This is a genomic window from Rhodoferax koreense, from assembly GCF_001955695.1.
Classification (GTDB): Bacteria; Pseudomonadota; Gammaproteobacteria; order Burkholderiales; family Burkholderiaceae_C; genus Rhodoferax_B; species Rhodoferax_B koreensis.
Map to the genome: position 1 here is coordinate 4,275,076 of NZ_CP019236.1, position 20,107 is coordinate 4,295,182.

General features: G+C 66.5%; 17 protein-coding genes and 2 tRNA genes. 5 read left to right on the plus strand and 14 right to left on the minus strand.

Annotated features, from left to right (window positions below; all coding sequences use genetic code 11):
* The first annotated feature begins 19 nt into the window (after positions 1 to 19).
* The gene (locus RD110_RS19830; RefSeq protein WP_076201367.1) at positions 20 to 769 is read left to right on the plus strand and encodes a fumarylacetoacetate hydrolase family protein; all 750 of its coding nucleotides are present in this window, start codon (positions 20 to 22) and stop codon (positions 767 to 769) included.
* Here the strand turns inward: RD110_RS19830 and RD110_RS19835 are convergent.
* The 6 genes from RD110_RS19835 to rnr form a co-directional block, all read right to left on the minus strand.
* Complete coding sequence (locus tag RD110_RS19835) at positions 754 to 1,509, minus strand: GntR family transcriptional regulator (protein ID WP_083686371.1); 756 nt, start codon at positions 1,507 to 1,509, stop codon at positions 754 to 756. The genes RD110_RS19830 and RD110_RS19835 overlap by 16 nt on opposite strands.
* Before the next feature lie 140 nt (positions 1,510 to 1,649).
* A complete protein-coding gene (locus RD110_RS19840) occupies positions 1,650 to 2,471 on the minus strand; it encodes an alpha/beta hydrolase family protein (protein WP_076201377.1) in 822 nt (273 codons plus the stop codon).
* Positions 2,472 to 2,474: 3 nt separating this feature from the next.
* A complete protein-coding gene (kynU, locus tag RD110_RS19845) occupies positions 2,475 to 3,755 on the minus strand; it encodes a kynureninase (RefSeq protein ID WP_076201379.1) in 1,281 nt (426 codons plus the stop codon).
* A 25-nt stretch (positions 3,756 to 3,780) separates the two neighbouring features.
* A complete protein-coding gene (locus tag RD110_RS19850) occupies positions 3,781 to 4,590 on the minus strand; it encodes a GntR family transcriptional regulator (protein WP_076201381.1) in 810 nt (269 codons plus the stop codon).
* A gap of 133 nt (positions 4,591 to 4,723) precedes the next feature.
* Positions 4,724 to 5,479, minus strand: coding sequence for an SDR family oxidoreductase (locus RD110_RS19855; protein WP_076201382.1), 756 nt, complete (start codon positions 5,477 to 5,479; stop codon positions 4,724 to 4,726).
* Positions 5,480 to 5,566: 87 nt separating this feature from the next.
* Positions 5,567 to 7,864, minus strand: coding sequence for a ribonuclease R (gene rnr / locus RD110_RS19860; RefSeq protein WP_083686693.1), 2,298 nt, complete (start codon positions 7,862 to 7,864; stop codon positions 5,567 to 5,569).
* A gap of 171 nt (positions 7,865 to 8,035) precedes the next feature.
* Here rnr and RD110_RS19865 point away from each other — a divergent pair.
* A tRNA-Leu gene (locus RD110_RS19865) sits at positions 8,036 to 8,120 on the plus strand.
* Positions 8,121 to 8,242: 122 nt separating this feature from the next.
* Here the strand turns inward: RD110_RS19865 and rimO are convergent.
* Positions 8,243 to 9,655: a 30S ribosomal protein S12 methylthiotransferase RimO gene (gene rimO, locus RD110_RS19870; RefSeq protein WP_076201384.1), complete on the minus strand. Its 1,413-nt coding sequence runs from the start codon at positions 9,653 to 9,655 to the stop codon at positions 8,243 to 8,245.
* A 144-nt stretch (positions 9,656 to 9,799) separates the two neighbouring features.
* On the opposite strand from rimO, the gene RD110_RS19875 reads away from it, so the two are divergent.
* The gene (locus RD110_RS19875; protein ID WP_076201386.1) at positions 9,800 to 10,699 is read left to right on the plus strand and encodes a LysR family transcriptional regulator; all 900 of its coding nucleotides are present in this window, start codon (positions 9,800 to 9,802) and stop codon (positions 10,697 to 10,699) included.
* 4 nt (positions 10,700 to 10,703) lie between these two features.
* Here RD110_RS19875 and RD110_RS19880 read toward each other — a convergent pair whose 3' ends face one another.
* The 7 genes from RD110_RS19880 to RD110_RS19910 all read right to left on the minus strand — a co-directional run bounded on the left by RD110_RS19880 (position 10,704) and on the right by RD110_RS19910 (position 17,331).
* Positions 10,704 to 11,321 carry a pyridoxamine 5'-phosphate oxidase family protein gene (locus RD110_RS19880; protein WP_076205321.1) on the minus strand — a complete coding sequence of 206 codons (618 nt, stop codon included), beginning with the start codon at positions 11,319 to 11,321 and terminating at the stop codon, positions 10,704 to 10,706.
* Positions 11,322 to 11,480: 159 nt separating this feature from the next.
* The gene (gene phaR, locus RD110_RS19885; RefSeq protein ID WP_076201388.1) at positions 11,481 to 12,017 is read right to left on the minus strand and encodes a polyhydroxyalkanoate synthesis repressor PhaR; all 537 of its coding nucleotides are present in this window, start codon (positions 12,015 to 12,017) and stop codon (positions 11,481 to 11,483) included.
* Positions 12,018 to 12,133: 116 nt separating this feature from the next.
* Positions 12,134 to 12,466 carry a hypothetical protein gene (locus RD110_RS19890; protein ID WP_076201389.1) on the minus strand — a complete coding sequence of 111 codons (333 nt, stop codon included), beginning with the start codon at positions 12,464 to 12,466 and terminating at the stop codon, positions 12,134 to 12,136.
* A gap of 64 nt (positions 12,467 to 12,530) precedes the next feature.
* Positions 12,531 to 12,605, minus strand: a tRNA-Val gene (locus tag RD110_RS19895).
* Positions 12,606 to 12,686: 81 nt separating this feature from the next.
* Positions 12,687 to 14,972 (minus strand): RelA/SpoT family protein, encoded by a 2,286-nt coding sequence (locus RD110_RS19900; RefSeq protein WP_076201391.1) that lies wholly within the window; start codon positions 14,970 to 14,972, stop codon positions 12,687 to 12,689.
* Positions 14,973 to 14,979: 7 nt separating this feature from the next.
* On the minus strand, positions 14,980 to 15,966 hold the full coding sequence (locus tag RD110_RS19905) for an alpha/beta fold hydrolase (RefSeq protein ID WP_076201393.1): 987 nt from the start codon (positions 15,964 to 15,966) through the stop codon (positions 14,980 to 14,982).
* Between the two features lie 123 nt (positions 15,967 to 16,089).
* Complete coding sequence (locus RD110_RS19910) at positions 16,090 to 17,331, minus strand: SUMF1/EgtB/PvdO family nonheme iron enzyme (protein WP_239467076.1); 1,242 nt, start codon at positions 17,329 to 17,331, stop codon at positions 16,090 to 16,092.
* A 234-nt stretch (positions 17,332 to 17,565) separates the two neighbouring features.
* On the opposite strand from RD110_RS19910, the gene RD110_RS19915 reads away from it, so the two are divergent.
* Positions 17,566 to 18,168 carry a TRAP transporter small permease subunit gene (locus RD110_RS19915; RefSeq protein ID WP_076201397.1) on the plus strand — a complete coding sequence of 201 codons (603 nt, stop codon included), beginning with the start codon at positions 17,566 to 17,568 and terminating at the stop codon, positions 18,166 to 18,168.
* A gap of 12 nt (positions 18,169 to 18,180) precedes the next feature.
* On the plus strand, positions 18,181 to 19,965 hold the full coding sequence (locus RD110_RS19920; RefSeq protein ID WP_076201399.1) for a TRAP transporter large permease: 1,785 nt from the start codon (positions 18,181 to 18,183) through the stop codon (positions 19,963 to 19,965).
* Positions 19,966 to 20,107 lie beyond the last annotated feature (142 nt).

Genomic DNA, 20,107 nt, shown 5'->3' on the forward strand with positions numbered 1-20,107 from the left:
TTCACCACGGAGTTCCCGCATGACACTTTCCGCGCGCAACCAGGCCATCGTCGACCACCTGCTCGAGGCCCGCCGCAGCAACCAGCCATGGCCCGCGCCATTCGACGAAACGCCCAGCACCGAGGATGCCTATGCCATCCAGGCCGCGGTGGGCGAAGCCCTGGGCTGGTTCCCCGAAGGCGCCAAGGCCTGGAAGGTCGGCGGCAAGGGGCCGATCAGCGCGGCGGCCCTGCCCGAGGTGCTGCAAAGCCCCGCGGCCTGGGCCACGACCGGCCCGGACGAGGTGGTGATCGAAGCCGAACTGGCGCTGCGCCTGGCCCGCACGCCGACCGGCCCGCAGGACGTGGCGGCCTGCATCGGCACCGTCTGTGTGTCGATCGAGATCGTCGGCACCCGGCTCGTCGGCGGCCTGACCGCGCCGCCGGCCTGGAAGCTCTGCGACCAGGGCCTGCACGCCGGCCTGGTGATCGGCGCCGAACAGCCGTTTGCGCCCTACGCGGCCTACACGCTGGAAGACTGGGCGCGCCAGCCCTGCCAGCTGCTGGTCAACGGCCAACTGGTCAAGGAAACCAAGGGCACGCATCCCACCGGCGACCCGCTGTCCGGCATGCCGGGCCTGACCGAACACGCGGCCCGCTACACGGGTGGCCTGCGCGCGGGCGACCTCGTCACCACCGGCGCCTGGATCATCGAGAAGGTGCGGCCCGGCGACAAGGTCGAGGTCCGCTTCGAAGGCTTCGGCAAGGCCGTGGTTCAGCTCTCCAGCTGAGCCTTCAACATCGCAGCCCGCAGCGCCACACCCGACTCCGGGCCTTCACCCTTGACCCGCACGCTGGCTGCGCGGCTGGCCCGGTTTTCGCGCATGCGGGCCAGCAGAATCTGCTTGGCGCGAGTCGCATGCGCCGCAGCCAGTGCCGCCGCGCCGTCGCTGTCGTGTTCGATCAACGCGGCCAAGATCTGCCGGTGGTCGGCGATCACGTGGGTGAAGTTTTGCACCTGGTGGCCGTCGGTGCGCCACAAGGCACCGATCAGGCGCCAGTGGCGATCCAGGATCAGGCTGCCGTCGCTGTGGCCGGCCATCGCGTGGATCGCACCGTGGAATTCGCGGTTAGTCCATAGCGAGGCGGTCGCATCCTGCCGCTCGGCGGCAGCCTCGTAACGCGCCTGGATGGCCTGCAGTTCGGAGAGTTGGGCGGAGGTGGCGCGTTCGGCCGCGCGGCGCGTGACGTAGGCCTCGACGAAGGTGAACAGATCGAGGATGTTGGCCACGAAGTCCGGTGTGACCTCGGCCGCCCGTGCGCCCCGATTCGGCTCGGTGGTGACCAGGCCTTCGGCCTCGAGGCGGCGCAGGGCCTCGCGAACGGGCATGTGCGACACGCCGAACTGCGTGGCCAGCGCATCAATGCGCAGCGGGCTGTGCGGGGCGAACAGCCCGCTCACGATGCCGTCACGCAATTGCTCGGTGACGTCTGGCTCGCTCAAGGACGACGACGATTTGAAATGCTTCACTTACGGTTTCTTTGATCAAGAATAGTTGAACATCTCAATCTCTTCAAAACGGTTCTTTGTGTGCCGCGCATGATAGCCAGCTCTTGGTCAAGAAAACCGACCCTGCTCCGCTGGGCATGGCGAGCCCGGGGGCCGCGCCCTCAGGCGACCCGAAGCCAGGTCAAGGCCTCGCGCAGCGCCGCCTCGCTGGCCTGGACCGCTACCGCGACATCGAAATGGCCCGCGTCCGGGAGAGCCCAGAGCCGCACCGCATCGCCCGCGCGCGCGGCGGCCTGGGCGTAGTCCCGCACCGCATCGGCTGAGACGGTGTCGTCTTCCTCGCCCTGCAGCAGGGCCTGCGGCACGCCCAGCGGCAGGCGGCGCAGCGGAGAAGCATCGGCGTAATGCTGCGGGACCTCGGCCGGACCGCCCTGCATCAGAGGCTCCACCGCGCCATGGCAGCTGTCGGCCGGGCCGAAGCGAAAGCCGTCGAGATCTGTGATCGCGGCCAGGCCGAGCACGCCGGCCACAGGCAGCGGATCGGCGGCGTACAGCGGGCTCGACGGCGCCAGTCGGGCGCGGCTCGCGAGCCACAAGGCCAGATGGCCGCCAGCGGAATGTCCGGCGACGATGACACGGCCGAGGTCCAGCCCCGCCGCCGGCGCGAGGCGGCGCAGATGATCGAGCGCCGCACCCGCGTCGCGCAGCGTGCCGGGCCAGCCGCCGCCCGCATCGCCGAGCCGGCGGTACTCGATGGTCCAGGTGGCCCAGCCCTGCGCCGTGAGCCAGGCGGCCAGGCGCGTGATGTAGACCAGGTCGTAGCGGTTGCGCCAACAGCCGCCGTGGATGAGCACGATCACCGGATGCGGGCCGGGGACTTGAGGCAGTCGCAGTTCTCCGAACTGTTGCGGCGCCGGACCGTAGGCGGCGCGAGGCGCGGGCGCCGGCAGCGGCATGGCGTCGAGTGCTTCCCAGCTGAGCATGGCTCAGGTCACTGCGTGTTTCTGGTTGAATTCGGGCTTCTGCCATTCGCCCGATTCGAGCACTTGGCGCAGGTGCTCGACGGCGTGCCAGACGTCTTCGAATCCGATGTACAGCGGCGTCAGGCCGAAACGCAGGATGTCCTTGTGCCGGCCCAGGCCGCCGTCCCCCGCGCGGAAGTCGCCGATCACGCCGCGCGCGATCAGCGCCTGCACGATGGCAAAGGCGCCCTCGTCCCGGGTCAGGCAGACCTGCGAGCCGCGCGCCGCATGTTCGCGCGGCGTGGCCAGGCCCAGGCCATAGCCGCCACAGCGCTGTTCCACGAGCGCGATGAACAGGTCGGTCAGCGCCAGCGACTTGGTGCGCAGAGCGGTCATGCCCCCCAGCGGCTCGGCGGCGAGCACGGTGTCCAGCCCACATTCCAGCACCGCCAGGTTGATGATGGGCTGGGTGCCGCACAGGTAGCGGCCGATGCCGGGCGCGGGTTGGTAGTCGGGCGTGAACGCAAACGGATTCGCATGGCCCCACCAGCCCGACAGCGGCTGCCAGAAACGGTCGGCGTGCCGCGGGTTGACCCACACGAAGGCCGGCGCGCCGGGCCCGCCGTTGAGGTACTTGTAGCCGCAGCCGATGGAGAAGTCGGCCCGGGCGCCGTTCAGGTCGACCGGCACCGCGCCCGCGCTGTGCGCCAGGTCCCAGACGGTGAGGATGCCGGCCGCGTGCGCGGCGCGCGTCACCGCGGCCATGTCGTGCATGGCGCCGGTGCGGTAGTTCACGTGCGTGAGCATCAGCACCGCGACGTCGGCGGTCAGCGCCGCGGCGATGTCTTCGGGCTCCACCAGTTGCAGCGTGTAGCCGCGCTCGCGGCACAGGCCTTCGGCGATGTACAGGTCGGTCGGGAAATTGCTGCGCTCGCTGACGATGCGCTTGCGCGCGGGCGCATCCTCGGCGGCGATGTTCAGCGCGGCGCTGAGCACCTTGTACAGGTTGATCGAGGTGCTGTCGGTGGCGACCACTTCGCCCGGCCGGGCGCCGATGAGCCGCGCGATCTTGTCACCCAGGCGCCGGGGTAGTTCGAACCAGCCGGCGCTGTTCCACGAGCGGATCAGACCCTGGCCCCATTCCTGGCTCACGACTTCAGCAACACGGGCGCTCGCCGCAGTCGGCAACACGCCGAGGGAATTGCCATCGAGGTAGATGACGCCTTCGGGAAGGGAAAACTGCTGGCGCAGCGGGGCCAGTGTGTCGGCGGCATCGAGTTCTTGGCAGGTCTGGAGCGTGTGCATGGTGGGGTGATGGCGAAGTGAAAATTCAGGAAGCGACTGGTTTGGACGGCCGGCCCCGGCGGCGCGGCGGCGCGGACGCTGGTTTGGAAACGGTCTCGGCCGGCTGCGAGGACGCGAACACCTGGCTTTTGTAGTTCACGTGTTCGGCCATCAGGGCGCTGGCGCGCGGCAGGTCGCGTGCGAGTGCGGCCTGCATCAGCGCCGTGTGGTGGTCGGTGGTGATGGCATCGCGCAGTGCGGCCATCGCAGGGCTGGTTTCGCCGGGAGCGCTGGCTTCTTCACGCAGCAGCGGCACGATCATCAGCACGCGGTGGTGCCGGCGTTCCTGCTCCATGGTCTGGCGGTAGAAATGCATGAGCCAGATGCTGCGGCCGCCGCCGAGCAGTGCCATATGAAACGCCTGGTGGAGGTCGAGCCATTGGTTGATCGCCTCGTCGCTCCAGCCGGTGGCCGGCAGTGTGCCGCTGTGCAGGCGGTAATGGGCCAGGATCAGGCCGTCCTCCCAGGCCTTGTCGCCATGGGTGATGGACTCGGCCAGCAGCGGCGCCTCCAGCGCGCGGCGCGCACGTGTCAGGTCCTCGAGTTCGGCGAGCGACACCGGCGCCACGGCAAAACCACGGTTGTATTCGGTGGTGACGAGCCGCTCGGCCTCGAGCCTCGACAAGGCTTCGCGCAGCGGCGTCCAGCCCATGCCGTAGGCCGCCTGCAGCGCGGCGGGGCGCAGTGCGGCCCCGGGCGGCAACTGCGCGCCGAGGATGGCCTGGCGCAGCCGCCGGTAGGCCGCTTCGGTCTTGTTGCCCTCGGATGGATCGGCGCCGATGCTCAAATTTGCCATGGCTAAACTATATATTAAATTTTGATTTTTGCTGAATCATATATTTTTAGCCGGGATCAAACCATGAAAAAAGGCTGGCGAACCGAAGTTCACCAGCCTTTGATGCAGCACCTGACGGTGCGAAAACGAGAGATCAGCCGCGGCCGACAAACGGCATCTTCGTGGCCATCACGGTGTGGAACAGCACGTTGGCCTCGAGCGGCAGATTCGCCATGTACAACACCGACTGGCCGACGATGTTCACGTCCATCAGCGGCTCGATGGCGATTTCGCCATTGGCCTGCGGCACACCTTTGGCCATGCGCATGGCCATCTCCGTCGCGGCGTTGCCGATGTCGATCTGACCCACGGCGATGTCGTACTTGCGGCCGTCGAGCGCGGCGGTCTTCGTCAGGCCCTGCACAGCGTGTTTCGTGGCCGTGTACGCGATCGAATTGGGCCGCGGCGCATGGGCCGAGATCGAGCCGTTGTTGATGATGCGCCCACCGCGCGGGCTCTGCGCCTTCATCGTGCGGAAGGCCTGCTGGATGCAATAGAACATGCCATTGAGGTTGATGTCGACCACGTTCTTCCACTGCTCGACCGTCAGGTCTTCGAGCAGGATGCCAGGCGCGTTGACACCGGCGTTGTTGAACAGCACGTCGACCCGGCCGAAGGCCTTGACCGCCCCTTCGAACAGCGCCTGCACCGATGCCGGATCGGCCACGTCGGTGGAAATCGCCTTGCCGCGCGCGCCAGCGCCGGACTCGGCGACGACCTGCTCGAGCGGCTCGAGCCTGCGCCCGGCCAGCACCACGCTGTAGCCGTCCTTCAGCAGGGCCAGTGCCGCCGCTCGGCCTACGCCGGAGCCCGCACCGGTGACGATCGCGACTTTGTTGCTTGAACTCATTTCTTCGGTATCTCCTCTTGGGTGGACGAACGGCTGGCCGCGCACCGGTGCGCGGAACCCGCCTGCATGTTGGTAACCGCTGCCATCCTACCGCCGGTTGCGGCTCTTCTTCTGCGCCGTGGCTTTGCGACCAGCCGATTTGGCGGGCTGGGCCGCCGGGCTGCGCTCCTGCGCCACCACCGACGAAGAAGAGGCATTGCGCCCGCCGCCGCGCTTGCCAGCCGACTTGGAGGCGAAACCGTCGGCGTGGCCGCGCGAGGAGCCGTCGCGGCTTTCACGCCCCTCGCGCCCTTCCCGGGGCAGGCCCTTGTCCTTCATGGCCCGTGCCATCAGTTCCTCGCCTTCGCGGATGAGCCGGAAGTCGATCTTGCGGCCGTCGAGGTCGACGCGGCTGACCTGCACCTGCACGCGCGTGCCGATGGCGTAGCGGATGCCGGTGCGCTCGCCGCGCAGTTCCTGGCGCGCCTCGTCGAACTTGAAGTATTCGCCGCCGAGTTCGGTGATGTGCACCAGGCCTTCGACGTACATGGCATCGAGCGTGACGAAGATGCCGAAGCTGGTGGCCGAGGTGACCACGCCGCCGTATTCCTCGCCCAGGTGCTCGCGCATGTACTTGCACTTGAGCCAGGCCTCGACATCGCGGCTGGCCTCGTCGGCACGGCGTTCGTTGGCGCTGCAATGCAGGCCGGCGGCCTGCCAGGCCAGCGTCTCGGGGCTGAGCTTCTTGATCTTCTGGTCCGGATCGGCCACCTTGCCGTTCAGCCGCGAACTGCTGTTCTTCTGCAGTCGCTTGGCCAGCTTGGCATGCGCCTCGCCCGGGATCGGCAGCACCGGCAACTGGTACTTGCGGTGCGCCAGGATGGCCTTGATCACGCGGTGCACCAGCAGGTCGGGATAACGCCGGATCGGGCTGGTGAAGTGCGTGTAGGCCTCGAACGCCAGGCCGAAATGGCCGCTGTTGCTCGGCGTGTAGATCGCCTGCTGCATGGAACGCAACAGCATCGAGTGGATCTGCTGGGCGTCGGGCCGATCCTTGGTGGCGTTGGCGATGGCCTGGAACTCGCCGGGCTTGGGATCGTCGCTGATCGTCATGCCCACACCGGTGGCCTTCAGGTAGTTGCGCAGCACCTCGATCTTCTCGGGCGTGGGGCCTTCGTGCACACGGAACAGGCCGGGTTGCTTGCTCTGGGCGATGTAGTCGGCGCTGCACACGTTGGCGGCCAGCATGGCCTCCTCGATGAGCTTGTGCGCCTCGTTGCGCGTGCGCGGGATGATCTTCTCGATGCGGCCCGACTCGTCGCAGACGATCTGCGTCTCGGTGGTCTCGAAATCCACCGCGCCGCGAGCCTGGCGGGACAGCAGCAGCGCGCGGTACACGTCGGAGAGGTTCAGCAGATCCTGTACCCGCTCCTTGCGGCGCACGGCTTCGGGGCCACGTGTGTTGCCGAGGATGGCCGCCACTTCGTTGTAGGTGAAGCGTGCGTGGCTGAACATCACCGCCGGATAGAACTGGTAGGCATGCACCTCGCCCTTGGCATTGACCAGCATGTCGCAGACCATGCACAGGCGCTCCACGTCGGGGTTCAGCGAACACAGGCCATTGGAGAGCTTCTCCGGCAGCATCGGGATCACGCGGCGCGGGAAGTACACGCTGGTGGCGCGGTCGTAGGCGTCGATGTCGATGGCCGAACCGTTCTCCACGTAGTGGCTCACGTCGGCGATGGCCACCAGCAGGCGCCAGCCCTTGCCGCGGCCGACCTTGGCCGGCTCGCAGTACACGGCATCGTCGAAGTCGCGCGCGTCTTCGCCGTCGATGGTGACCAGCGGCACGTCGGTGAGGTCGACACGGTTCTTCTTGTCCTGCGGCCGCACCTTGTCGGGCAGCGTGCGCGAGAGCGCGATGCAGGCGTCGGAGAAGATGTGCGGCACGTCGTATTTGCGCACCGCGATCTCGATTTCCATGCCGGGGTCGTCGACCTCGCCGAGCACCTCCTTGACGCGACCCACGGGCTGGCCGAACAACGCCGGCGGCTCGGTGAGCTCGACCACGACCACCTGGCCGGGCTTGGCCGTGCCGGTCGCGCCCTTGGGGATCAACACGTCCTGGCCGTAGCGCTTGTCCTCGGGGGCGACGAGCCATATCCCGCTTTCCTGCAGCAGGCGGCCGATGATGGGCTGGGGCGGTCGCTCGACGATCTCGACGACGCGGCCTTCGGGCCGGCCCTTGCGGTCGCTGCGCACGATGCGGACCTTGACGCGGTCCTTGTGCAGCACCGCACGCATTTCGTTCGAGGGGAGATAGATGTCGGATTCGCCGTCGTCGCGGAGTACGAATCCGTGCCCGTCACGGTGACCCTGGATGGTTCCTTCGATTTCGTCCAGCAGACCACTGGTTTGGCTGATCGTTTTGATAGATGTTCTTTCTTCTGCGTGCGCCCCTCCGGGCCACGGGGTTGGATGAAATGGGTGGGATGAAACGAAAACGCGATTGGACCACCAACTTTTTGCTGCCGAGTCCAAGAGGCCGGTTTTGATATGTTATACTCTAACTCGTGGGCCCAGATGGCGAAATTGGTAGACGCACTGTGTTCAGGTCGCAGCGCCGCAAGGCGTGCTGGTTCGAGTCCAGTTCTGGGCACCACACCTTATCTCGAAAAGAAAAAGCCGCTGATGATTCAGCGGCTTTTTTTTGCCCGTTTTCAGGGACAGACAAAATCCAGCGTTGCCGTGGGCGCGAAGAAAACTTCATGCCCACGGTCTTGGTCAGATCGGCAGCGCCACCAGATCATGCCCCTGCGTGCCGACGATGCGTGCCTTCGTGAATTCCCCCGCCTTCATCGTCTTGCTGATCTTCTCCGGCGGCAACAGCTTGACTACGCCGTCGATCTCGGGCGCATCCGCGTAACTGCGCCCCACCCCACCCTTGCGGCCCAGGCCCGGTGCCGAATCCACCAGCACCTGCATGGTGGCGCCCACGCGCCTTTGCAGCTTGGCGGCCGAGACTTCCTCGGCCACGGCCATGAAACGCGCGCGGCGTTCTTCGCGCAGTTCGAATGGCAGCATGCCGGGAATCTCGTTGGCCGCGGCGCCCGCCACCGGGCTGTAGGCGAAGCAGCCGGCACGGTCGATCTGCGCCTCGCGCATGAAGTCGAGCAGGTGGGTGAATTCGTCCTCCGTCTCGCCGGGGAAACCGGCGATGAAGGTGCTGCGGATCACCAGTTCGGGGCAGGCCTCGCGCCAGCGCTGGATGCGCTCAAGGTTCTTCTCGCCGCTGGCCGGGCGCTTCATGCGCCGGAGCACGTCCGGGTGGCTGTGCTGCAGCGGCACGTCCAGGTAAGGCAACACGCTGCCGGTAGCCATCAGCGGGATGATCTCGTCCACGCTCGGATACGGATAGACGTAGTGCAGCCGCACCCAGGCGCCGTACGGCCTGGCGATTTCGCCGAGCGTCTGCACCAGCTCGAGCATGCGGGTCTTCACCGGCTTGCCGTCCCAGAAACCGGTGCGGTACTTGACGTCGACACCGTAGGCCGAGGTGTCCTGGCTGATCACCAGCAACTCCTTCACGCCGCCTTCGAACAGCGCGCGCGCGTCGTTCAGCACGTCGCCGATCGGCCGCGACACCAGGTCGCCACGCATCGACGGGATGATGCAGAACGTGCAGCGGTGGTTGCAGCCTTCGCTGATCTTCAGGTAGGCATAGTGCTTCGGCGTGAGCTTGACGCCGGCGCTGCCGAAGGCGTTGGGCACCAGGTCGAGGAACGGATCGTGCGGCTTGGGCAGGTTCTGATGCACCGCGTCCATGACTTCCTGCGTGGCATGCGGGCCGGTGACGGCCAGCACGCTCGGATGCATCTCGCGCACCAGGTTGCCACCGCCGCCGCCGGACTTGGCGCCGAGACAGCCGGTGACGATGACCCGGCCGTTGGCGGCCAGCGCTTCACCAATGGTGTCCAGGCTCTCCTTGACCGCATCGTCGATGAAGCCGCAGGTGTTGACGATCACCAGATCGGCGCCTTCGAAGGTCTTCGACGTCTGGTAGCCTTCGGCGCTGAGTTGCGTGAGGATCAGTTCGGAATCCGTCAAGGCCTTGGGACAACCGAGGCTGACGAAGCCGACTTTGGGGATTTTGGCGGGTTCCGGAGTCGCGACTGCGCCGTAAGTATCTGATTTCATTTGGGTTTCGCAGGGCGACCTGGCGGATGGGCTGGGGCCGGTATTGTAGGCGAGGCGGAAAATCCAGCGCTGGTGCAGCGCAACGAGACCCTCGCGTCCGATGGAATACGAACCACCCCGCCGGGGATCAACGGGAGAAATGGCATGGACCGGCTGCAGGCGATGAACGCTTTCGTGACCGTGGTGGATTGCGGCGGGTTCGCCAGCGCCGCACGCAGACTCGGGATGTCGCCCCCGGTGGTCACCCGCGCCGTCGCCGAACTGGAAGAGCGCCTGGGGTTGCGACTGCTCACGCGCACCACCCGCTTCGTGCGGGTGACCGAGGCGGGGGCCCGCTTTGCCGAGGATTGCCGGCGCATCCTGGGCGAGATCGACGAAGCCGAGGTGGCCGCCAGCGGCACCCATGCGGCCGCGCGCGGTACCCTGGTGTTGACGGCGCCGGTGTTGTTCGGCCAGCTGTATGTGATGCCGTTGCTGGTCGACTACCTCCAGCGCTGCCCGGAGGTGGACGCCCAGTGCCTGTTCGTCGACCGCATCGTCAATCTCGACGAAGAGGGTGTGGACGTGGCCATCCGCATCGCCGAACTACCGAACTCTTCGATGCAGGCGACCAGGGTCGGGCGCGTGCGCGGGGTGCTCGTGGCCTCCCCTGCTTATCTGCGCACCCGCGGCACGCCCGCGCATCCCAGGGATTTGGAGCAGCACACCCTGGTCGCCCGGGGCGGCAACTCGCCGACGATCGACTGGCAGTTCGTCGAGGACGGCAAGATCACCACTCGGCACCTCCGGGCACGCATGCGCACGAACAGCAACGATTCGGCGATCGCCGCAGCCGTGGCCGGTTTCGGCATCGCGCAGCTGCTCAGCTACCAGGTGGACGAACACCTGCGCCAGGGCCGCCTTCAGGCCGTGTTGGCGCCCTTCGAGATGGCCGCCTTGCCCATCCACGTGGTGCACCGCGAGGGGCGGCGCGCGACGCAGAAGGTGCGCGGCTTCATCGACCTGGCCGTGGAGACCTTGCGCGCCCATCCGGCGCTGCGCTGAGCCATCAGCCGGCGCGCGCCGATTGCAATTGCGCTTCCAGCTCGGCGATGCGGGCATCGCGTTCGGCCAGCGCCTGCTGCACGGCCTCGGCCTCGAAGCGCTGCGGGATGTGCTGCGGGCAGTTCCAGTCGAAGGCTTCGACCGTGATCACGAAGGCGCGCTGTGCACGGGCGCGGTAGCCGGGTGTCAGCAGCCTTTCGGACAGCGGGTCTTCCGGGCTCAACGCGTGTTGCCTCAGCCGACCCAGCAGCTTCAGCCGCGTGCGCTGGGTGTAGTCGACCAGGATGAGCGCGACACGGTCGTTGACGGCCAGGTTCCCGACGCTGATCATCTGCCGATTGCCTGCATAGTCGGCGAACGCCAGGGTTTTCGGGTCCAGCACCTTCAGGAAACCGACCGGGCCGCCACGATGCTGCACATAGGGCCAGCCGGTTTCGGACACGCTTGCGATATAGAAGCTGCGTTGCGCCTCGATGAAGTCCGCCTCGTCCTCGCCGAGCCGGTCATTGGAGACCTCTGCGCTTCCCTCGAAGTTGCGCGCATAACCCGCACGGCTGCCGTCCCGCTGTTGTGCGGCCTTGACGGATGGGGTGAAGGCGATATCGGCGAAAGCGTGTGACATGAAGGCTCCTTCGTGGCTCAACCCGGTGTGGGCTGCGGAGAAGCAACTGTGGCACGGCGGGCTCGGCAAGAGAATCCTCACGGCGGCGAAGTCACCGTTTCACATTCGGAAACACCCGCCTGGCGGAGGCGGCTGAGGCGTGCCCGGCGCCCCGCGAGCCTAAGGTTTCAGGCCGAACGTGCCGAGCATCTGCTCGGTCTGCTTCTGCATCTGTTCCTGCATCTGCACGAAGATGTTCTTCGATTGCTCGACATAGCTGCCCATCATGCCCTGCATCACCGGCGACTGTAGCTTGAGCAAGTTGGCCCAGGCTTCGGGAGACAGGCCCTTGGCCTGCTCACCCATCTTGCTTTGCAGGTCCATGAAGGTCTGCACGTTCTTCTCGAGATAGGGCCCGAGGAAACTCTGCATGGTATTGCCGTAGAAGCGGATGATGTTGGCCAGCGCCTGCTCGGTGAACATCGGCGCGCCGCCGGCCTCTTCTTCCAGGATGATCTGCAGCAGGATCGCGCGCGTCAGGTCCTCGCCCGTCTTGGCGTCGCGCACCTGCACGGGCGCGCGCTCCATCACCAACTTCTTGACCTCGGCCAGGGTGATGTAGGTGGAGGTATCGGTGTCGTAGAGGCGCCGGTTGGGGTACTTCTTGATGACACGGTGCGCCGGCTTCTTTTCGCTGGCGGGGGCTTGACTTGGCACTGCGTTCCTTCTGGATGGTGTGTCAGCACTTTACTGCACTGCAGCATTCTAGAAAAACCCCGGCCAAGGCGCGTAGAGAAATACCCTGGAGATGAGATGGCAGTCGGCTGTGCGGCTCAGGACGGCACGTCGTTGCGCGACGGCACGGCAAGCCCTCGACCGTACCGCTCGACCCAACGCTGGGCATTGGCCTGCGTATCCCTGTCGAAGCCTGCATGGCCCGCGAGCCAGGACGCATCGCCCAGGTGCGCCAGAGCCTGCCAGAGATCGGCGGCCAGCGCACCCGCCGGCGCCGGCAGGCGCTGGAAAACACCGAGCGCCGCCAGATGCGCCAATACTTCGTGCAGCGTCGCCTCGGGCACCGCCTGCGGCCCCATGACCTTCACGGTCTTGGTGGAAGCAGGCACGAGTTTTTCGACGGCTTTGCCATTCTGGAAATGCAGCGGCATGGAACCTCCACAAAGAAAAAGCCCCTTTCCATGACAGAAAGGGGCTTTGTTCAGTTCGACAATTTGGTAGGCGCGGAGGAGATCGAATCCCCGACCCTCTCCACGTCAAAGAGATGCTCTACCACTGAGCTACGCGCCTAAAGAAGAGTTGCCTGGGTAGGCAACTGATCAGCCTCGAATTCTAGCAGAGTTTTTTCGCTTCTCGAAGGATTGTGAATTTTCAGCGTCGCCGCGCCGAGCGCACGCCCTGCACTTCGGCCACCACGCCGAGCACCTTGGTCAGGCGCGCCGCGTCGGCCACCTCGACGGTAAAGGTCATCCAGGCCGTGGACTTGACGCTCTGTGTCTGCACGCCGATGACATTCATCTTTTCCTTCGCGAAGACTTCGGAGATGTCGCGCAGCAGGCCCTGGCGGTCCGCCGCCTCCACTGACACGTCCACCGGATACACCGCACCGGCGGCCTGCTTGCCCGCGCCCCACTCGACATCGATGATGCGTTCGCCGTTGCGCGCCGACATCTCGCGGAAGTTGCTGCAATCGGTACGGTGGATGCTCACGCCCTTGCCACGCGTCACGAAGCCGATGATCGGGTCCGGCGGCGCCGGCTTGCAGCATTTGGCAAGCTGCGTCATCAGCGATTCGACGCCGACCACCAGCACGCCGCCCTTCGGCGTTTTCTCGGTGTTGCGCGATTTCCTGATCAACAGTTGCTCGTCCGGCGGCAACACCGGCTCGGGCGGACGCAGCACGGTCTCGATGGCGCGCAACGAGAACTCGTCCTTGCCGACCACTTCGAACAGATCGTCGGCCGTCTTGAAACCGAGCTGCGCGGCCAGGTCGTCGAGTTTCATGGCCGTCTTGCCCTCGCGCTGGAGCAGTTTTTCCACCGCTTCACGACCGCGCGCCACGGTGGTATGCAAAGCCATGGCGTTGAACCAGGCACGGGCCTTGGCCCGCGCGCGGTGGCTCACCAGATAACCGAGTTCGGTGTTGAGCCAGTCGCGCGACGGCCCGCCCTCCTTGGCGGCGGTGATCTCCACGGTCTGGCCGTTCTGCAGGGGCGTGTTCAGCGGCACCATGGCGCCATCGACCTTGGCACCGCGGCACCGATGACCCAGGCTGGTGTGCACGCTGTAGGCAAAGTCGACCGGCGTGGCACCTGCGGGCAACTCGACCACGGCCGCATCCGGCGTGAGCACATAGATGCGGTCGCTCAGCATGTCGTGGCCCTTGTCGGGCCCCGCGTCATGCAGTTCGCCGCGCGGCTGCAGGCTGCCCGACAGGTCACGCTCCCAGGCCAGCAGCTGGCGCAGCACGGCGATCTTGGTGTCGTATTCGCCACTGGCCGACACCCCCGCATAACCCTTGGCACCGGCCTCCTTGTACGCCCAGTGCGCCGCCACGCCGTGTTCGGCATGGTCGTGCATGGCCTGGGTCCGGATCTGGATCTCGATCGGCAGGCCCTCGCCCAGGTTCGAGCCGGCCACGCGCGGCCGCACCACGGTGTGCAGCGACTGGTAGCCGTTGGCCTTGGGCTTGGCGATGTAGTCGTCGAATTCGTTGTCCACCGGCGCGAACTGCGTATGCACCCAACCCAGCACGGCATAGCAGTCCGGTACCGTGGGCACCACCACGCGCAGCGCGCGGATGTCGAACACCTGGTCGAAATCGAGTGACTTGCCACGCATCTTCTTGACGATGCTGTAGATGTGTTTTGGCCGGCCCTGCACCGTGGCGCGGATGCCCTGCGCGTTCAGTTCGGCCTCGAGCGTGCTGCGCAACTGTGCGATGCCGGCCTCGCGCTCCACGCGTTTCGAGTCCAGCAGCCTGGCCACCTGCTTGTAGGTGTCGGGCTCGAGGAAGCGGAAGGACAGGTCTTCCATCTCCCATTTGATCTGCCAGATGCCGAGCCGGTTGGCCAGCGGCGCGAACACCTGCAGCGACTCGCGCGCCAAGTGCGGCGCCACCGGCGTCTTGCTGGCCGCATGGAAACGCAGCGTCTGCAGCCGCGACGCCAGCCGCAGCATGACGACGCGCAGGTCGCGCGAAAACGCCAGCAGCATCTTGCGCACGGTCTCGGTCTGCACCGCCGGGTCGTCCACCAGGTGCGCCGAATGCGCCGCGCCGCGCGACAGGCGCTGCACCCGCATGAGTTGCGTGGTCTCCACGGCCAGCGCGGCGAAGTTTTCCCCGAAGGCCTTGGCGATGACTTCGCGCGGCTTGTTCAGGTGCACGCAGGCATGCACCAGGTAACTCGCGGCCTGCATGGCCTCGGAACCGCCGACGTCGCGCAGGATCGCGGCCACCGCGTCGGCATGAGCGAGCGTGTTCTCGCCGGAGTCGAGGGTCTCGTTGGCGATGAGCGGTTCGGCGAAGCCGCGCGCCCGCGCCAGCGCGAGCTCGGGCCCCTGCTGGCCGGCGGCGGCGACGATCAGCCCGGCCGCGGGTTCGACGGAAAGTGCGGTCTGCTGCGTGTCCGGGTTGGGCGTGAGCGAATGCTTCATGCCGCGTTCAGGAAAGATCGGCGGGCGGTCCGTCCACCAGGAAGGCGGTGACTGCGGCCACCTGTTCGTCGGCCACCAGCGTGGGCGCATGGCCCACACCGTCGAACTCAACGAGCCGGGCTCTCGGCCCGCGCTGCGCCATGGCGTACGCCGTGCTCGCCGACAGCAGGTCGGACTGGGCACCGCGCAGCAACAACGTCTGCGCGCCGACATGGTCGTAGAGTTGCCAAAGCGCCTTCTCGCCCTGCGCGGTGGCCTCCTCGGTCACATCGCGGAAGGTGTCGCCGATGGCCGGGTCGTAGTGCAATGTCAACGGGCCGTCGACCTCGGCCAGTGGATCGAAGGGCGTGCCGCCGGGCTGGTGCAGCGGGCGCACCATGTGGCGCGAAAGCGCAATCCACTGCGCCGGCGTGTGCGGACCGAAGCCCTTCGAGATCGCCCACATCGCGTCGGCGGCCTGCTGCAGATTGTCGAATCGGCCGGTCTGGCCGACATAGCCGCCGATGCGCTGCAGCGCGGCGAGTTCGAGCGCGGGCCCGACGTCGTTGAGCACCAGACGGCGCACCGGCGCAGGCAGAGGCAGACCGGGCGTTCCGGCCACCGCCAGTCCGATCAACCCCCCCATGCTCGTGCCGACCCAGTCGAGCGTGCGAATCGGCGACTGCCGGTGCAACTCGGCCAGCAGGGCGAGCATGTCGCCGGCGTAGACGGGGATCTGGTAGCCACCGCCGTCCTGCAGCCAGTCGCTGTGGCCGCGTCCCACCACGTCCGGGCAGATCACGCGGGCATGCCGGCTCAGGGCGCCGGCCAGTACGTCGAAATCGCGGCCCTGGCGCGTCAGGCCGTGCACGCAGACGATCACATGCGGGTTGTGCGCGTCGCCCCACTGCCAGTACGCCATCCGATGCCCGAGCGGGCCGCCCTCGCGGCCGGCGGCCCCGTTCTTGGCGCTGGCGCCTGGGCAAAAGACATGGTGCAACTGCGGTTCGGACATGGCGGACTCAAAACAAAAAGGCATTCGGGACGGCATGCCGACGGGCCGGTAGCCGCGAAGGAAGACAGCGCGGCACCGAGCCCATCCTAAATCATCCAGAGAAACCCTGAGCCGGACAGCCGCTCACAGCGCGCATGAACGGAAGCCGACGAAACGCACGTCGTCGCCGGGCAGCGCGAAGCCGCGGAATTTGGGATGCTTCATGCGCGCCCGCGTGGCAAAGGAGGCACCCCGCAGCACCCGTGCCCGGCCGAACCACGGCACGGAGTAGCCGATCCACGGATCGGCGCTGAAGCCATCCCAGGGCTGGAAGCGGCTGGCCGTCCATTCATGGACCTCGCCCCAGCGGAAACCCCGGCGCACGGCGGTGCTTGCCGCCATCTCCCATTCGGCTTCGCTGGGCAGACGGCGCCCGGCCCAGCGGCACCAGGCGTCGGCCTCCCACCAGCTCATGTGCATCGCCGGCTGGTTGCCGGCCAGCCGGACGGAGCCGCCAAAGCGCGTCTGCATCACCGCGCCGCTGGCCACGCCGATGTGCTCCACATAGCGGGGGCCGCGCCGCCCTTCGCGCTCGTCCTGCGCCTGCAGCCAGGCCCAGCCCTCGGGATGCCACAGGGCCTGACGGTCATAGCCGCCATCGTCGACAAACTCCACATACTGCGCCCAGGTCACCGGCTGGGCGTCGATCTCGCATTCGGCCAAGGATTCGGCGTGTGCCCACTTCTCGTTGTCGAAAACAAAGCCGCCGGGCTCCGACCCCAGGCGCCACCGGGTGGCCGGCAGCAGCAGGGGCTCGCGCAGATGCGCGCCGGTGGGCAGTGCGATCGACAGCGGCACGCCGCGCGCCTGGGCCAGGGTGATGAGCTGTTCGCCGCGCAGGTCTTCGTGGAACAGCGCGAGGCGGTAGAAGTAAAGGGCCTGGTCCTGGTCCGGCGTTCGCTCGAGCAACTCCAGCGTGCTCTCGAGCGTCTCCAGCAGAAAGCTCTTGGTGGTGGCCAGGCTGGGAGCGCCGGAGTCGTCGCCTGATGGCGGCATCTGGTCCGGGTTCCACCAGCGGTCGGCATGCGGCTCGATCGAGCCCAGCCGCGTGGGCTGCGCCGGGCAGTCCGTACCCAGCGCGCGCTGCGTGTTGCGGCCCAGCCAGGCCTCGGCCATCCAGCCGACATGTCCGGCCAGCCAGCGTGGCTCGGGGCCCGCGGCGGGCACGTCGTCGGCCGCCTTCGGTCCCTTCGACTCGAACTGGTCAAGCAGGTGCAGGGTGTGGTTGCGCGCGTCCATCAGCGCCAGCGACAACAGATCGCGGCCGGCCCGACGCATGTCGGGCGAATCGATGGCAGCCGGTGCGGCGGAAAAGAGCGAGGACATGCCCCGCATTATTCATCCATGTCCGCACCACCGGCACGCCGGCCAGGGAACCCGCCCTGCCACGGGTTTTCCCTTGTGGATGACGCGGGTCAGGCCCGAACCTGCGCCCTACAATTCCGGCTCGGCAGAACGACACGCAGCACGGCCTTCAGCGCATGTGCTGCGTGTTTTTGTATCTGGAGCCCGTCTTTGCTGACGTGGCGCTTACTTTTCGAACTACACGGGACCGACTCAATGCGCGCATTACTGAAGTTCTCCAATGCCGTGGACTGGCTGAACGCCCAGATCGGCAAATACGTGATCTGGTTGATCCTCGCATCCACCGTGATCAGCGGCGTCAACGCCGTGGTCCGCAAGGTCTTCAACATGAGCTCCAACGCCTACCTTGAAATCCAGTGGTACCTGTTCGCGGCGGCCTTCCTGCTGGCGGCCGGGTTCACGCTGCTCAAAGGCGAACATGTGCGGATCGACGTGGTGGCCAGCCGCTTCTCCAAGCGCGGGCAGATCTGGCTCGACGTCGTCGGCTTCACCTTGTTTCTCACCCCGCTGTGCCTGGTGATCCTGTACTACGGCATTCCGTTCTTCCTCAAGGGTTATGCCTCGGGCGAGATGTCGTCCAACGCCGGCGGGCTGGTGCGCTGGCCTGTCTACGCCATGATCCCGCTGGGCTTCGGACTGCTGCTGCTGCAGGGCCTGTCGGAACTGATCAAGCGGATTGCCTTCCTGATGGGCCTGATCGAGGACCCCACGCTCAAGAAGGTGGAGAAGACGGCAGAGGAAGAACTGGCCGAAGCGATCGCTCGGCTGGCCGAAGCCAAAGCCGCCAAAGCCGACTGACAGGGAGCCGACATGGAATTTCTGACACACAACCTGGCCCCGATCATGTTCGCGGGCTTGATCGTTTTCCTGTTGATGGGCTTCCCGGTGGCGTTCAGCCTGGGTGCCTGCGGCCTGTTCTTCGGGTTCATCGGTGTCGAGCTCGGGCTGCTGCCCGAGGCCCTGCTGCAGGCGTTGCCGTTGCGCATCTTCGGCATCATGCAGAACGACACGCTGCTGGCGATCCCGTTCTTCACCTTGATGGGGCTGATCCTGGAGCGCAGCGGCATGGCCGAAGACCTGCTGGACACCATCGGCCAGTTGTTCGGCCCCATCCGCGGCGGCCTGGCGCTGGCGGTGATCCTGGTGGGCGCGCTGCTGGCCGCGACCACCGGGGTGGTGGCGGCATCGGTGATCTCGATGGGCCTGATCTCGCTGCCGATCATGCTGCGCTACGGCTACGACCGGCGCCTGGCCTCGGGGGTGATCGCCGCCTCGGGCACGCTGGCGCAGATCATCCCGCCATCGCTGGTGCTCATCATCCTGGCCGACCAGCTCGGCCGCAGCGTCGGCGAGATGTACAAAGGCGCCTTCCTCCCCGGATTCATCCTCACGGGCTTCTACCTGGGCTACGTGGTGCTGCTGGCCATCTTCAAGCCCACCTGGGTGCCCGCGCTACCGCCGGAGGCGCGCACGATCCGCGAAGACAACGGCAAGGGTGGCCTGCTCTCGCTGCTGCTGCTGACCATCGCCTCCACGGCCGTGGCCGTTTATTTCGGTGAACACTACGCCGACGTATTGAGCTGGTGGAAGGGCGAGACGGTCGCGACCGTCGCGACCGACGAGACCATCGTGGTTTCGATGTGCGCCGGCGTCATGCTGGCCCTGGTGCTGGCGCTCATCAACAAAGTCACCCGCCTGGGCCTGCTGTCGCGCATGGCCGAACGCGTGACCTTCGTGCTGATCCCTCCGCTGCTGCTGATCTTCCTGGTGCTGGGCACGATCTTCCTGGGCATCGCCACGCCGACCGAAGGCGGTGCCATGGGTGCACTGGGCGCCTTCCTGATGGCCATGGCCCGCGGCCGTCTCAGCTTCTCGCTGCTCAAGCAGGCGCTCAATACCACCACCAAGCTGTCCTGCTTCGTGGTGTTCATCCTGATCGGCTCCACCGTCTTCAGTCTGGTGTTCCAGGGCGTGGACGGGCCGCGCTGGGTGGAACACCTGCTGGGCAGCCTGCCGGGCGGCCAGCTCGGTTTCCTGATCGTGGTCAACGTGCTGATCTTCTTCCTTGCCTTCTTCCTCGATTTCTTCGAGCTGTCGTTCATCGTGGTGCCGCTGCTGGCACCCGTGGCCCAGAAGTTGGGCATCGACCTGATCTGGTTCGGGGTGCTGCTGGCCGTCAACATGCAAACCTCGTTCATGCATCCGCCTTTCGGCTTCGCGCTGTTCTACCTGCGCAGCGTGGCACCCGACAAGGCCTACACCGATCGGGTGACCAAGAAGCTGATCCAGCCCGTGACCACCATGCAGATCTACTGGGGCGCGGTGCCCTTCGTGCTGATCCAGATCGTGATGGTGGGCCTGATCATCGCCTTCCCCGGCATCGTCTCCAGCGGCCTCGACAAGAATGTCGTCTACGACCTCGACAAAGTGCAGCGCGAGATGGAGGCCGACATGCCGGCACCGAGCATCGACGCACCCGCGCCGACACCCGAAGGCGGCGCATCCGGCACGGAAGGTGCGGCCACACCGGAGAGCAAGTCCGAGGACGATCCGATGAAGGCCCTGCAGGACTCGATGGCGACCGAGAAGAAATAGACCCGACAACAGGCGCACGTCAAAGGCGCCGCAGCAACGAAGGCCCTGCCGCAGATGCCGCAGGGCCTTTTTTTGCGCCAGCCAAAACACACACGCAAAAAAAATCCTCCCGAAGGAGGACTGGCCAAGAAAGCACCACGGC